Source organism: Paremcibacter congregatus, from assembly GCF_006385135.1.
Lineage (GTDB): Bacteria > Pseudomonadota > Alphaproteobacteria > Sphingomonadales > Emcibacteraceae > Paremcibacter > Paremcibacter congregatus.
Window position 1 is genome coordinate 2,608,658 of record NZ_CP041025.1, and the last position, 14,791, is coordinate 2,623,448.

At 50.2% G+C, this 14,791-nt stretch carries 11 protein-coding genes; 1 reads left to right on the top strand and 10 read right to left on the bottom strand.

Annotation, left to right across the window (positions count from 1 at the left end):
• Positions 1–137: 137 nt before the first annotated feature.
• The 4 genes from FIV45_RS11680 to FIV45_RS11695 form a co-directional block, all read right to left on the bottom strand.
• On the bottom strand, positions 138–2,255 hold the full coding sequence (locus FIV45_RS11680; RefSeq protein WP_099472066.1) for a PQQ-dependent dehydrogenase, methanol/ethanol family: 2,118 nt from the start codon (positions 2,253–2,255) through the stop codon (positions 138–140).
• A gap of 146 nt (positions 2,256–2,401) precedes the next feature.
• A complete protein-coding gene (locus FIV45_RS11685) occupies positions 2,402–2,998 on the bottom strand; it encodes a TetR/AcrR family transcriptional regulator (protein WP_099472065.1) in 597 nt (198 codons plus the stop codon).
• A 285-nt stretch (positions 2,999–3,283) separates the two neighbouring features.
• A complete protein-coding gene (locus FIV45_RS11690; protein ID WP_099472064.1) occupies positions 3,284–4,165 on the bottom strand; it encodes an alpha/beta fold hydrolase in 882 nt (293 codons plus the stop codon).
• Positions 4,166–4,181: 16 nt separating this feature from the next.
• A complete protein-coding gene (locus tag FIV45_RS11695) occupies positions 4,182–6,350 on the bottom strand; it encodes a TonB-dependent receptor (RefSeq protein WP_204602119.1) in 2,169 nt (722 codons plus the stop codon).
• A 299-nt stretch (positions 6,351–6,649) separates the two neighbouring features.
• Here FIV45_RS11695 and FIV45_RS11700 point away from each other — a divergent pair, with 299 nt between their 5' ends.
• On the top strand, positions 6,650–7,348 hold the full coding sequence (locus FIV45_RS11700) for a TetR/AcrR family transcriptional regulator (RefSeq protein ID WP_099472062.1): 699 nt from the start codon (positions 6,650–6,652) through the stop codon (positions 7,346–7,348).
• A gap of 33 nt (positions 7,349–7,381) precedes the next feature.
• Here FIV45_RS11700 and FIV45_RS11705 read toward each other — a convergent pair whose 3' ends face one another.
• From FIV45_RS11705 to FIV45_RS11730, 6 genes are all read right to left on the bottom strand, one after another.
• Positions 7,382–8,587 carry a hypothetical protein gene (locus FIV45_RS11705; protein WP_099472061.1) on the bottom strand — a complete coding sequence of 402 codons (1,206 nt, stop codon included), beginning with the start codon at positions 8,585–8,587 and terminating at the stop codon, positions 7,382–7,384.
• An 8-nt stretch (positions 8,588–8,595) separates the two neighbouring features.
• Positions 8,596–9,345, bottom strand: a complete 750-nt coding sequence (locus FIV45_RS11710) for a C39 family peptidase (protein ID WP_204602117.1) — start codon at positions 9,343–9,345, stop codon at positions 8,596–8,598.
• A gap of 137 nt (positions 9,346–9,482) precedes the next feature.
• Positions 9,483–9,923, bottom strand: a complete 441-nt coding sequence (locus FIV45_RS11715) for a hypothetical protein (RefSeq protein WP_133118545.1) — start codon at positions 9,921–9,923, stop codon at positions 9,483–9,485.
• Between the two features lie 116 nt (positions 9,924–10,039).
• Entirely contained in the window at positions 10,040–10,966 is a 927-nt protein-coding gene (locus FIV45_RS11720; RefSeq protein ID WP_099472059.1) for a hypothetical protein, read from the bottom strand.
• Positions 10,967–11,472: 506 nt separating this feature from the next.
• On the bottom strand, positions 11,473–12,801 hold the full coding sequence (locus tag FIV45_RS11725) for a transporter (RefSeq protein WP_099472058.1): 1,329 nt from the start codon (positions 12,799–12,801) through the stop codon (positions 11,473–11,475).
• Entirely contained in the window at positions 12,794–14,320 is a 1,527-nt protein-coding gene (locus tag FIV45_RS11730; RefSeq protein WP_099472057.1) for a sigma-54 dependent transcriptional regulator, read from the bottom strand. The genes FIV45_RS11725 and FIV45_RS11730 overlap by 8 nt, the downstream gene beginning before the upstream one ends.
• Positions 14,321–14,791: the final 471 nt, after the last annotated feature.

Sequence of the window (14,791 nt, forward strand, 5' to 3'; positions counted from 1 at the left end):
CTTACCCGGACCAATGAGGTCCTCTATAAAATATTCATTTATTCCATATCTTATAAAACGGTGTTCTTCAAGTATAGTATATACGCTGCCGGTGCGGTAATTCCTGCGCAGAAAATACCCCTTCAGAATATCTTTCTCTATTTCTTATTTTCTTCTGTCTGGGCATGATAGGCCTCATACGACAGTTTAATCAGATAGGCATGTATCGCCTCGACCTGCTCTTTGCTTAAAATATCTCCAAAGCCCGCCATGCCGAGCGCCTCCCGCTCTCCGCCCCAGACGATGTCCTGGAAACTGGCATGCACTTCCGGCGACATACGACGCAAATCCGGATAGCCGCCATTGATATTCCAATGACATTCCCCGCACGCTTTAGTAAAGAGATTCTTCCCCTCCGCCAGAACCTCAGCCGATACCGTTTGACCAACAGGTGGTTTCGGCAACGGTCCCAAAGGAGGAAGCTCTTCCGGCAACGGCACTGCAGTTCCTCCCAGCTTAAAGGCCAGAAGCCGCCCCTCGTTACCATATTTCTCCACTGCGGAACCCACAGGGAAATACCCAAATGGTCCGCCGCCATAACCCGCCATAACCGCGATATACTGTTCCCCATCAATGGTATAGGACAGCGGAGCCGCCAGAATGCTGCTGCCCGTCTGGATCTGATGCAGCACTTTTCCCGTATCTGCCGCATAAACCACCAGAAGACCATCATCTCGCGCCTGTACCACCAGATTTCCGGCTGTCGTCAAGACCCCGCCATGAAAAATGAAATGCCCCAGTTTATGCCGCCAGGCCGGTTTGCCTTTCACAGGGTCCCAGGCCAACAGGAACCCCCCGGCTTCCTCTTCACTGACATGCCCGAGCTCGGAGGTAATGGTGCCCTCCGAAAAATGCGCCCCCTGATTGTTGATGCCTTTAATGTAAGTGAACCGTTTGCGACGTTCATAAATCGCCGGATCATTCATCGCCGGAATATATACCAGACCGGTATTCGGATTATAGGCCATGGGTTGCCAGTTATGGGCCCCGGCCGGGCTGGGCAGAATAAGTTTGCGTTCGGCATCATAATTGGCCTGTTCCAGAATCTGGGGCTTGCCCGTTTTCATATCCACATGGCTGGCCCAGGTGACCGTCGCGTATTTTTCCGCCGAGAGAAGTTCCCCCGTTTCCCGATCCAGAACATAGAAAAATCCGTTCTTCGGGGCCTGCATCAATACCTTGCGCTGCTTTCCCTTGAACTCCAGGTCTGTCAGAATAATCGGTTGGGTCGACGTATAATCCCAATTGTCCCCCGGTGTGGTCTGATAATGCCAGGCCAGGCGCCCTGTGTCCGGGTTGATCGCCAAGATGCTCGATAGAAACAGGTTATCGCCGCCGCCGGGGCTGCGCTCCGCCTGAACCCACGGGCTGCCATTACCCGTCCCCACATATAACAAATTAAGATCCGGGTCATACACCATGGCGTCCCAGGCCGTACCGCCACCGCCGACATCCCAACGGCTGTCCGGATCCCAGGTTTTTGACGCCATCTCCAGTTCCGGATGCTCAAAAGGTTTCTTCGGATCACCGGGCACGGTATAAAACCGCCAGGCCAATTTACCTGTGTCCAAATCAAAGGCTGAAACATAACCACGAACACCATATTCAGCCCCGCCATTGCCGATCACCACGTTTTTCCCGGCGATCCGGGGCGCCCCGGTAATCGTGTAGGGGCGACTGCGGTCCACGAAAGTATCCGTTTGCCAGATTACGGCCCCGTTCGTAGCATTCAAGGCAAATAACCGTCCATCAAGAGAAGCCGCGTAAACCTTACCTTTCCATACAGAAAGACCCCGGGACACTACATCACAGCAGGCATTACGCGCCCAACGTCCCGGCACTTCCGGATCAAAGGTCCATATCTCTTGTCCGGTCTTGCCGTCTATGGCGTAAACAATCCCCCAGTTGCCTGTGACATAAAGCACGCCATCGACAAAAATCGGCGTCGCTTCCAACCCGCGATGGGTGTCGGTATCATATTGCCAGGCAAATCCCAGCCGGTCGACATTCTGATCGTTAATCAGGGTCAACGGGGAATAATGCGTTTCCCCGAAATCACGCCCGACGGTAAGCCATTCTCCCGGCTCCTGCGCAATATGGCGCAAACGTTCTGAATCAATGGCCCCTGGTGAGAGCGCAGGATTTTCCCTGTCGAAGCAAAATCCTTGCGACCATGTTCCAAAAAACAGAACCAGAAATGTGATTAAAACCCGCATCTAATGCTACTCCCTTAGTGATGTCCCGGTGTCCGGCATTTGGCTATCCAAGACAGGGCTTCGCCCGTAAAGCCGCCTTACCTGAAACACCTATACCGTCAATGACGTACATATTTCCGTCAATGACGGCATGTGTCAAGAAAAACCTATAGTCGGGGTGCTTGCGCCATCAAGAGCAACAGCCCTCTGATTTCCTGATCAAGCCCATCCCGTTCCGGCCGCGGCGGTTTATTTTCGCCGAGAAACAACATCATTCCCTCCATCATGCTGCCCATCGCCAGCGCCCGTTTGCGTCCCGCTTCCCGGTCAAGGTCCGGGTTTAATTCTGAAATCAAATCCCCGATCCGATTATAAAAAAGTTCAAACTTGGTATCAACCAGAGCCATCCATTGCGGATCAGATTGCGCCATGCTGAAAATTTCAGTGAAGAACCGCTGATTTTCAATATCCACACTAAAATCGAATAATTGATCGATGATTTTGTTAAACCGGCACAATGCACTATCCACCGAATGAAGAATCTCCATCAGCGGTGGTAGATATTTATCCATGCGCTCCTGAAAAACCGCTTTCAGCAGATCATTTCTCGTCGGGAAGTAATGCTGTAGCGTTTTCAAATGAATATCGCACTGCTGCGCGATACTTCGCAGCGTAAACTGCCGCACACCGTTTTCAGATATACTTACATGGGTCGCCCGTATAATCATCCGGGTCCGGTCCGCCGCCTTGTCTAACTTTGTCACTGACGATAATCTTTTCTGTTGCCTGTTATCACATTTTTCAATGTCACTATTTTCAATAGCATACTATTGAACCGTGATCTAACAAAGCCCCTGTTTTGATCATTTCTTCAGAAAAAACACCCCAAGGCACGGTTGCCCGCCGGAACGGCATATAACGTCCTCATCACACGCCGCAAAACCCCGCCCCTCTTTAAAGAAAGCCGTATGACATTGAATGGCATCTCGCCTAACAGTGACTTTGGGCATGCTGTTGTCTGTCAAACTGAAATTCGGGTTTTGGGATAGTCACAGTGTATCGCGATCCGCCTGCTCTTCCAATCCGGCCAGAAATGCGTTAAGGGCAGACAACGCATCCGGTTCCGTCAGAAACGGCGCATGGCCTCTGTTGTCTACCGTTACCTGTACCATTCGGGGATGTCTTCTTTGCATTTCCTGCAACGTTGCATCGGACAAAAGGTCAGACAGGCGGCCCCTCAGTGCAAGGGTATGAATGGGTCCCGTCGCCTCGAAAAGAGGCCAGAGATCCCAGTCACTCTTGTTTAAAAAAGACAGGGATTGGGTGACGTTAGGGTCATAAGCCGGGCAAAGACGCCCGGACGGCTCTTTCCGGTATCCCGCCTGGGCCACCCGCAACCAATCCGCCTCTGTGAAATCGGGAAAGAACGGCCCATTGATCGCTTTGGTCTGTTGCACGGCCTCATCCCAGGTATCAATACATCCCCCTTTCCCGGCATAAGACGCTATGCGCGCCACTCCTTCAGGATCGACTTCCGGACCGATATCATTCAGGACCAGACCGCAGATACGATCACGCTGCTCCAGAGCCATAAGGATCGCCATCAATCCTCCCATGGAAGTCCCTATAATCGCCACCTTATCTATATTTAAATGCGTCAGAAGGCTCCACATATCCTGAACATAGGTCATCAGGTTATAATCATCATTCGCCACAGCGTAATCGGACTTTCCCCGACCCCGCTGATCGGCAACGACAAGCCGGTAACGCCCCGACAATTGGTCGGCCAGCCCCTCAAAATCTGCTGAATTACGGGTTAATCCATGCAAGCAAAGCAAGGTCAAAGGTGGTTCTTCCACTCGATTATAATCCCGTGCATAAAGGGTAAGACCATCACCCGACGGATAAAATATTTCATCATACTGTTTCATAAAAATATCCGTTATTTTAAAATTTCAGGCCAACAGTCAACGTTACAGTAGCCGGGTCACCATAATAACCAATCACCACATCTTCGCCACCAAGCCCCCCCGTTTCCGCCGCGAAGTTATACCCGGCAATACGGTGTTCTTTATCAAAGATATTCTTACCATGCAGACCAATATTCCATCTGTCTTCCGGCGAGGTAAAAGTTACCCCAAGATTCACCAGGCCATATCCCGGCGTATCCAGTTGCGAGGGGATTTCGAAGATATGGATGCTGCTGCGCCAGGCCCAGTTCCCCACCACATTCATCATCCAGTCGGCCACCTCCCGGCGGTAGGAGAAACCAACATTGCTGCTCCACTCCGGCGTATTGGAGACCACAAAATTTTCGCTGATATCCACCACTTCACCAAGGTTAGGGTCAAAAAATGCCCCCTTCGTGAAATCGGCATCAATAAAGCCCACGGTCATGGTCAGACTGAAGTCTGCCGTCACGGCCGCCACTGCCTCAAGTTCAACCCCCTTCATTTCAGACCGCCCCGCATTGATCACCTGTGACACCAGTTCCAACCCGGTATCGGTGACACGCTGCACCGTGATTTGCTGCTCTTTATATTTATTATAAAAACCGGCCAGATTAAGCCGCAAACGACTGTCCCAAACTTCACTCTTTAGACCAATTTCAAATGCATCAACAATTTCCGGGTTATAGGGCTCGTTCGCACTCGCCAAAAGACGCTGGTTCGCCCGCATGTCGATGCCGCCGCTTTTAAATCCATTTTTGTAACTGGCATAAAGCAAAAGGTCGTCCTGAGCCTGATATTCCAGCCCCACATGGGGAGAAAAGCGGCTCCAGGCATGATCATTAACGAAATCTGAATTGGGCAGAATGAGCAAGCCCTCATCATTCATCATTTTAAGCCCAAGGAAAATGCCCTGAAAGACGTCTGCCTCTTTCTCATCGCGGGTATAACGTCCACCAAGCGTCACAGACAATTTATCGGTTACATAATACGTTCCCTGGGCATAAATCGCATAACTCCTGGTGTCAACGCAGCCGCTGTTTTCCAGGGTCAAACCGATCGGTGGCGCAAGGCCAAGCAGCAAATTAAACTGTCCACAGGATTCCCCGTCATAATAGTACAGCCCGCTCACCGCCTTGAGCTTTTCGCCGATATAACTGAACTGCAATTCCTGGCTGAATTGATGATCTTCATAAAAACCGGCTACATCCGCGGAAGAAAGGGCCGTATTGTCAAAATCAATAACCCCATCGCTGTCCCCCGACCGATAGGCGCTGATCGATTTGGCGGTCCATTGATCGCTCATCTCCCATTCCATATGCAGTGACAGCCCTCTGGTGCGCACCTTACTGTCCACATCCGCCCCGGCGGCGGTGTCAAACACATTGTCCAGAACCGGTTCCCCCGTGATCAGACTCGGGGTCAGGCGGTGACCGCCCTTGCTGTTGGAATTATCCTGCGTAATGTCGCCACTCAACCGCATGAAGAAATTCTCCGTCGGGTGAAATTCCAGTTTCAAGCGCCCGGTGAGAAGGCTTTTATTGTAATTTTCTTGATTTTCCTGACTTAAAAAAGAACCAAATCCGTCCCGGTTCAGGGTCGCGCCGCCAAACCCGAAGAACAATTTATCCGCCACAACAGGAAGCTGGCCGGTAATCTTGGCGTCCATCTGGTTATAAGATCCATACCGGCCCTCCAGATAGAAAGACGGATCACCGCTCAAACGTTTGGTTTCATATTTAACCGCACCGCCAATGGTGTTCTTGCCGTACAAAGTCCCTTGAGGACCGCGCAATACCTCAATTCGCTCTACATCCAGCACGTCCAGCACAGCCCCTTGTGGCCGGGCAATATAAACTCCGTCAATATAAATACCGACACCGGGTTCAAAACCCCACAATGGGTCCTGCTGACCAATACCGCGAACATAGGCCGTAAGAGTGCTGTTCGTGCCCCGACTAACCTGAAGCGTGGTATTCGGCAAGCGTTGTTGAAGTTCCGTAATATCCTCAATACCCTGCCGCCCGAGTTCCGTGCCGCCAAACGAGGTGACCGCAACCGGTACTCTTTGAAGGTTTTCGGAAATCTTGCGCGCCGTTACAGTAATTTCTTCCAGCATGATCACTGACGTTTCTTCAGCCTCCCCCGCAAAGGATAGCTGTGGCATAAAGCAGAGCACAGAAGATATACTTGCCACTGCAGTGGTACAGAAAACTGATTTAAGGGACCTCTGCGCCCCCTGGTGCGCAGCGGTTATTTTTTTCCCATGGGCTTTTCTTACAACGTGATTTTTTCTTATGGCGTGATTGTTTGTCATGATACCTCCCGTGTAGTGACTTCAATATTTCAACACATGATGAAAATACTCATCACTTGTTGAATTGTCAAATCATTTTCAACAATTGTTGAATTTTAGGTTGCCCCTAGCGAACAAGACTTTGTATAAGGGGGAAACCAATTTTATATATGAGGCTGATTTTGACCGCGCAACAACGCAAAGCGATTCCTGAACTGACCAATGGCCCGAAACCCCGCAAGGAACTGATTCTGGATGCGGCCGAAGATTTATTCTCCAAATGGGGATATGATGGCGTCAGCCTGCGCCAGATTGCAACACTCGCTCATGTTGATGTCGCCTTGCTGAATTACCATTTCGGCAAAAAAAGAAATTTGTTTGAAGAGGTTTTCAAGCGCCGGGCCCAGATCATCCATGATATTCGGGAAGAGGCCCTTACAGATTGCCTGACCCAGGCCGAACCCGGCCTTCCGACCGTGGAACAACTGATCGCATCCCTGCTGCTGCCCCTGGCCGACATTGCCGAAAGCGACGACCCAGGTTGGCAAAATTATTGCGCGCTGGTCGCCTATGTCAATAGTTCCAGGGAATGGGGCAAGATCATGATGCCGAAATATTTTGATCCTCTGGTTCAACGCCTTATAAATGTTTTACAAGCCATTATACCCAACGCCCCGGAGGAGAAAATCTACTGGAGCCATGAACTGATGTCTGGCGCCGTCATGTTGGTTTTATCCCGCACGGGCCGCATTGATATCCTGTCCCAAGGCCTGTGCAAATCTTCCGAGGTGCGCACCGCGATTGAACTGATGATACCGTTCTGCGCCGCCGGCATCCAGGAAATTTGCAAAAAGAAACCTGAAGAATAACATCCGCGCCATATTATCTAAGTATGGCTCTCGTCAACGCCGCAGGCTGTAAAGACTGATATGACGTGTGATTAGATTGAGATCTTTTTGAAGCCGGGCGATTTCAGCTATCCGGGATGCATTTTCCAGAGTGATATTCATTGAAACGGTCTGTTTTATGGAGGCATTGTTCAATCTGTTAGTCAAAAGTGTAATGTGGTCCCCTTTGGTCTGATGAATAATGCTCGCCAGACTTTCCGGAGCCTCCTCTCCACCATTCGTGATGCTGAAAGATGTGCCCTCCCCGGCAGTGATTGTCGCTGCCCCGTCCTGGCCGCCCCCCTGCGCCACAACGGTTGTCTCCGGACTGGCCTCTTGTGGCTCCGGCACCACCACAGCCGCATTCGACGGCGTCGGTTGCGTTGGCTTGACAGGTCCCGACCCCTCCATTCCTGCTGATGGAGCAGCCTCTACTTTGTTCTGGGAGAATGCCATATCTTGTTCCGGAGAAGAAACTCTATCCACTACCGGTACCGGAAATGTTAGCTTGGCTTGCGCAGAATTTATCTCCTCGGCCGGAGAGGAAACCACGGGGTTGATCACAGAATCTACTGTTGCCGATCCAGTACCCGGCAAGGGAGATACACTGTCCGGTGTTACCAGTGGGTCAACATGGGAACCGTCTGCCTGAGCGACCACAGCACCCTCTCCATTTTCCTCGGGCGTCGCAGCCCCCGTCAGGGATATCTCTTTCTGCCATTCAGACTGTATGTCATTTACCGTATCCTTGGCCTGAGCCTCAATGTCCGTCGCCATGTCCTGGGCCATGTCTTGGGCCAGGTCCTGGGCCAGGTTTTTAACCTGACTTCCGATATGCACCAGTCCTTCCTCTGAACTAAGGGAGTAATTGGTGGACACCTCGACAACTCCCTCAATCGTTGTTGATACGGAAACCCCAATATCAATCTCATAACCACCGATGGAAAATCCGCCTCTTTGCTTTTCGAGAGCATCATTTTCTAATGGTTCCAGATCAGAAAAAGCATCAGATTCCCGCGAATTGTCCGCGTCCGGCTCCGCTGCAGACACCGTGTCTCCCCAATGTATTTGCTCCTGCGGGACAGTCATGATGGCTTCCGGCGAGAAGGCAACCAACGATATGGAAAGCATCAGGCGACGGGCATACCGCCACCCTATGCTGTGGTTCTGACGAAGAGAAGTGTTTTCTTCTCTTGTATGTTTAATGTCATGTGAAGCCATGGCGGCACCTAAAAGCTGTTAAGAGTTCCTGTCAGGTGGACTGAAAAATTCGCAAGGCTCTGACGGCTGAGGGCGCTGCCGAAAGGAGCTTTACTGCGTACTTTCCAATCCCTGTCCAGGTTAAAATGTTTCCGTCCCTGACTGATCCGGGAACGCACGACAAAAACAATCCCATTCCAGCTGTTGAGAAAATCTTCCCGTGACCAGATCCGGACCCCCAGAGCCGGATCACCAACCAGAACTTCCTTCTCAGTTACCCCTTTGATCAGGATAAAATGTTTATACCCATTGGTGTTAATCAGAACGATGGCCGGAACGCCAGCCTTTTCAAGCCTGTCAAGACCAACCCGAAAACCATCCGACGCAAATCCAACACTGGCCAGATACCGCTTCATATCAAGAAGTGAAAACCCATATTGGCGAATACGGTCCTGATCACCTTCTTTAAACATTTGGGTGAAAACGTTATTTTCCGAAGTTGGGTAATCATAATGAAATGTCAGAAGGGACGCCACCGCCGCCGACCCGCAACTGAAATCATACTGTTGTTTAATCACAGTCTGAAACCGGGCTTCTTTAAGGCTGATGACTTTAATGCGGGCCGGCCCCCCGAGCGTTGCCGGCAGATGAATGGTGCCCCCGATAACATTTGTCGGGGCCAGAATCATGGCCCACCCGACAAGGAAACCTGTCCGCCACCAGGCCGGCTTTTTCAATAGCCGCAGCAGCCGTTTAATCTCCTTGGGTAACCTTGTCACGCGAGGTATGTACCTTGTCGCCAGATTTTGCATTATATTGCCCATCAGTATGACACGCCGAAACCATATGTTCCAAAAGCAAGGTCCTGTTGTTCAATGACCTTAAGTCCAAAAGCATTTTCAGCACCGCCAGGTCATCACTTAACAAATATATTGATCTGCATATTGCTTTGAAAATTCACATTGTTTCCTGTGTTGAACATCATGGTATTGATGCCACCCACATCATTCAGGTTGATATCCTGGATTTTTCCGGTTTCAACATGACCGTCGACGCTATTGCCGACCAAAGACGCTGCGTTGGTGGCGAGATTAACACCGACATCACCAAAAGAAACCTCTGTACCGCCGTTATAATGCGACATTTCAACCTCTGGCAGGCTTTGCCACCCGGAAAAATCATCCGGCTGACCCGATGTGGCCGAAGGGGCAACAGTTCCCAATGTCCCCAATGTCTTGGGGGCGTCAAGGGGAACGTCCTGGGCCCATCCAAACCCGGTTAAACTGCATATGGTGACCCCGCAGGCCAGGACCGTCATTACAGACCGCCGCACAACGGTCCTTTTTATATCAGGCATATAAGCCATTTTCTGAACCCCGTTCTAGGTTGCTCCGGAAAGGATGTCATACCAGCGGCCGTGCCGCTGGTATGACCTGATTTACTGAAGTACCAACAGTCCTAATGGCGCAACCGTTAGTTTGTTGTGCTGCTGCCCATATCCACTTTAGCACTGATGGACACGTTGTTGGTTTGCGATGCAATGCCTGTATTCTGGTTTATCTGTGTGATGCCCCGTGCATTTGACAGGCTGGTTTCGGAAATGTCCCCTGTGGTCATTGTAACCGAAGCGCGACGGGCTGTATCATAAACCATGTAATTGCCGGACACTGAACTGTACAGCGTATTCTGGTTCACCGCGACATCACCCATGGTGAGGTCATAGTCCAACCCATCATCATCGCTGTTGTCCGTATTGGTGATGACTTTGCTCTTATCAATGGTGCCGTCATTATCGATACCATCGTCATCGCTGTTATCGTCAGTTGTATGGGTTTTTGTGTAGGTTTTTGTATAGCTACTGTCGATGGTGCCATCATTGTCAATGCCATCGTCATCGCTGTTATCATCAGTATTCCCAATGTTTACCGGTGCATCAACATCAATGCCGTCATCATCGCTATTGTCATCAGTATTGCCAATATTTACCGGCGCATCAACATCGACGCCGTCATCGTCGCTGTTATCGTCAGTTGTATAGGTTTTTGTGTAGGTTTTTGTGTAGCTCTTGTCGATGGTGCCATCATTGTCAATGCCATCGTCATCGCTATTGTCATCAGTTGTGGATGAATTATTGGCGACATTATCCAAATCGTATTTGTCAGAATCAGATGAATTGCCACCATCACCAGATTGAGACCCCAAAGCGGACGCATTGGTGCCAGCGGACTGGCCATGTTCCACGGCGTTATTTCCCGCTGCCTGATTTTTGCCGTCGGTTGTTGCCGCCTGGGATGATTCATCCGCGTCTGCATTGAGTTCGGGTTCGGCCTGTGCAATATTTGCCAAGCCCATGATACAAGCAATGGCAGAAACGCTGCCTAAAAGTTTTAATTTGGTCATGTTATATTCCTTGTCATCGTTAAATGTATTTCGGCGCGGCAGTTGATACGGAGCCCCTCGCACGAGATGGGGCGCAGCCACCATCACTTATATAAAATGCAACAACCATGCCAAGCCCTAAAATCTCCATAATGCGTTGAAAAACATAAATAATTAATAACTTCAAAGTGATGATTCACAGACAGAAAAGAACAGGCCTGCTGAGACGTCAGAAACTGTAACCTTTGGTTTACAGTCTTCCTTACCCGCCTTTCTTTTCTGACATTGAGCCCGCTTCTGATTGCTGGAAAAAACCCTCTGCGCTTACCTTATTTCTGGAAATAGATTAACTTCATGAAAACAATAACTTTTTCCTACATCAGTTTTTTTACATTTTCCGGCTTTCCCGGGCAGATGATCGACAGGAAATAAAAAACTGTAACGTTACGGTGACAACATGATCAGATAAAAAAAAGCCGCCAGTAAACAGCGGCCAGAAAGAAACAAAAAACCCCCGCCTGATAAAGTCAGTCAAACAGCATGACGGAGAACGGCATACGCAGGGTAAATTCCACATCAGGTGAATCATCCGTCACCCCAACCCCCACATTCATACTTAACCCGGTGCGATTACCAAGTCCCATTGACATGCCTAACAGCAGAGATCCCACCTGAAAATCCCGGGAATCCGTGAGCCGTCCATTGATCTCCGTCCGGGTGCCGAAGACATAATTATGCTGATAGCCGAAACTCATGGACAATGTTTCATTAAGCGCAAAACCAACCCCTAAATTCCCGGTAATGGAGTCGCCCGGATTGATATGACCAATAAAGGTTTCCCCGCTTCTGAAATTGATGTCGCGCCCGAAGTTCCAGACATAGCCAAAGTTGGTAAAAAACACCGCCGGATCGGTCTGGTAAATCATGGTCAGGCTGGGTTCAAGACTCCAGAAGCCAGATCCTGTGGCCAGTTCGGTTTCAAGTCCGTTTTCATCCCGGCTGACATCGAATGGCCCGGTTCCTGTCGTTGATTTGGCCCGAACATTGGCGATAAAATAAGGCCAGTTATCCTGCCCGTTGTTGATCTGATACTGAAAACCGAATTCTATATCCCCCACCCCTTTTCCGGTAAGGTCCTGTAATGTGGTTGAATTACCATCATTTTCATTCTGTTCGCTGACAATCGTTGATTCCACCCGGTCGTCCCGGTAAATCAGCGGAACCTTGGCCGACAGATCGAGACGGTCGGTCACCCCATAGCGAAACCCGAGTTGCCCGGAGACGTAATTACGACTGGTTTCGGTCGCTTCGATCACCCCGATCAAAACCGCATCAACAAACTCAACCCCCTGAAAGAAAAAACGGTTACTGGATGTATGCGACGCCGCCAAGGTCGGCTCTATGGTCAGCTGCCCCTGTGGCGTCAGAACCCCTCCGACATCTGCGATCACAGTGATTTCCTGTGGGGACCGGGAAGTCTCGGGAGGTTTGGTCGCCACATCCTCGCCGCCGCTTTTGTTGGCCGGCGTCGCGGACGCTTCCTGTCGATCAGACCGGCTCTCCTTGCGGATCGTCGGCGCCTTGTCCGGTTGAGGCCGCGGAGGTCTCTGCCCCGCGGTCTCCGTCTGACCGGTCAACTGGTCGAGCCGTCGTTTCTGAAGCTGCAACTCTCTTTGTTGCTGTTCCAGCAACCGCGCCTGGGCCTGTATCTGTCGCGCCTGGACCTGAAGAGTTTTTCTCAATTCCTCCAGGTCCGTCCCTTCGACTTCCTGGGCGGTACTGGTTTGCGCCAGTGGCCCGGCCATGCTGCCGGCGAGGATAAAAGCAATAGTTGTCGTGATTTTCCAGTTATGCATCTCGGTTCTCCCTTGGGGACACGGCTTTCCCACCATGTCGTATTGGAATATTAAGCTTCTTGGTCAGCCGATAGAGCGAAACCCGTGAAATCTGCAGTTCATCGGCAGCCTTGGAAATATTGAAACTGTTACGCGCCAGCGAGGTGTGAATGAACCGGCGGTCGAATGCTTCTCTTGCCTCTGTCAGCGGCGTTCCTGTGCCCCTGACATCTTCCAGTGTTTCCTCAATACCCAGATCTTCCGGTTGTATAAACCGGTTCTGCGTCAGAATTACAGCCCTGCGCACCGCACTGATCAATTCCCTGACATTGCCGGGCCAGGTATATTTATTCATCAGTTCATAAGAGGCCGTCGTAAAAATAAGGCGCGGCTTATTATAAGTTTTTTTGAATTTTTCAAGACAGCTGTCCGCCAGCAAACGAATATCTTCGCAGCGATTTCGCAATGGCGGCGCCAGCACGGAAAGGACATTCAGCCGATAATATAAATCCTCGCGAAACTGTTTTTGTTTAATGGCCTCATGCAAATTGACATTGGTCGCGGCAATAATCCGGGTTTTGATTTTGATGTTTTTCACCCCGCCCACCCGCTCGAAGCTGGACGTCTGGAGAAATCGCAGAAAACGGGTTTGCAATTCAACCGGCATATCGCCAATCTCATCAAGAAACAAGGTGCCATTATCCGCCAGTTCCACCTTGCCTATTTTGCGATTTGACGCCCCGGTAAAGGCGCCGGCTTCATGGCCAAAAAGTTCCGTTTCAATCAAAGCCGCCGGAATCGCAGCGCAATTTATTGCCATAAAGGGGCCCTTCCGAAAGGCCGATGCGCGATGAATTGTCTGGGCGATCAGTTCTTTTCCGGTTCCGCTTTCTCCCGTGACCAAAACAGGGGTACTCACCTGACTTATACGGGTAATGGTGTTGTATATTTTTTGCATGGGCCGGGATGCGCCAATAAGACCACCAAAGCCCTTAGCCGGCCGGACATTCTCAGAAGGTGAAGTCCCTCCCTCCAGCGCCACCAGCCCCTGAATATGCCCCAGACTATGGAGAAGACGAGACCTGTCGACCGGTAAAGAATGAAAGTCATGGATCATGCCCTGTCGAACCAGATGCCCAAGCCGGTCCCGGACGATTGGCGTTCTGTCCGCCAAGGCGATCTGTCGTAAATGCGGCCATTTAGTCGCAAGTCGAGAGAGTTTTTGATCCGAATGCAGAAGATCATCGCTGTCTGATGTGGCGTATATCAGCATGGCCACAATGGGTTTATGCTCGCGACAGGCTTTTTCCAAGTACGTATACATACTGCGGAATGTTTCATAGGCCAGAACATCATAGTGATGTTCCTGAAGCCATTTAGCCAGACCATACGTCTCTCTATCGTGACGTTTTGAAATCAGAATAAGCTGATTTGGGCACTCTTCTCCTTCCATGTCTTTTTCGCAATTCCAAGGGCCATTTTCGTTCGCCAATTGCCAGAAATCATTTTTGGTTTTAGCGCTCTTGAGATCAAGAAACATAATATAAAACCCTCCACAGTTTTTGGGGAATATTCTCTTAAAATACCTTGGACTGGTTCGGGTCAACCATAGGGTTGATGCCTGTTTTACCCTACGAACTAAAGGATATTGACGCTATTACGCAGCGTTATTTCGCGACTCACTGACGACAGCCTTTCATACATAAGGCCATAAACTCCACCGGGTCTCTTATGCGCAACAGACATAACAAGACGTGAATACTTTTGAAGAGAGAAAATACATCGTGAAGGAATACGCCCGGCAGCGGGTTTTTCATGTCCTTCTGGTGGCTAAAGAATTGCCGCCCCCTCTGTTGATACGCAAACTTCACGCCTTAAAATACTACTCAGATAGTATCTAATTCCGTAAAAGAAAACTTCATCAACACGCCCTATCATATGTTTTTTTTGAAAATTTTTCAATTGATTTAAAAGAAAACTCATTTCCGTTCCCCAAGATGTATTTATGCCG

Excerpts from the sequence above, each read along its gene's own strand:
- FIV45_RS11680 (WP_099472066.1), bottom strand. The coding sequence starts at position 2,255 with ATGCGGGTTTTAATCACATTTCTGGTTCTGTTTTTTGGAACATGGTCG.
- FIV45_RS11690 (WP_099472064.1), bottom strand. The coding sequence starts at position 4,165 with ATGAAACAGTATGATGAAATATTTTATCCGTCGGGTGATGGTCTTACC.
- FIV45_RS11695 (WP_204602119.1), bottom strand. The coding sequence starts at position 6,350 with ATGCCACAGCTATCCTTTGCGGGGGAGGCTGAAGAAACGTCAGTGATC.
- FIV45_RS11700 (WP_099472062.1), top strand. The coding sequence starts at position 6,650 with ATGAGGCTGATTTTGACCGCGCAACAACGCAAAGCGATTCCTGAACTG.
- FIV45_RS11705 (WP_099472061.1), bottom strand. The coding sequence starts at position 8,587 with ATGGCTTCACATGACATTAAACATACAAGAGAAGAAAACACTTCTCTT.
- FIV45_RS11715 (WP_133118545.1), bottom strand. The coding sequence starts at position 9,923 with ATGCCTGATATAAAAAGGACCGTTGTGCGGCGGTCTGTAATGACGGTC.
- FIV45_RS11720 (WP_099472059.1), bottom strand. The coding sequence starts at position 10,966 with ATGACCAAATTAAAACTTTTAGGCAGCGTTTCTGCCATTGCTTGTATC.
- FIV45_RS11725 (WP_099472058.1), bottom strand. The coding sequence starts at position 12,801 with ATGCATAACTGGAAAATCACGACAACTATTGCTTTTATCCTCGCCGGC.
- FIV45_RS11730 (WP_099472057.1), bottom strand. The coding sequence starts at position 14,320 with ATGTTTCTTGATCTCAAGAGCGCTAAAACCAAAAATGATTTCTGGCAA.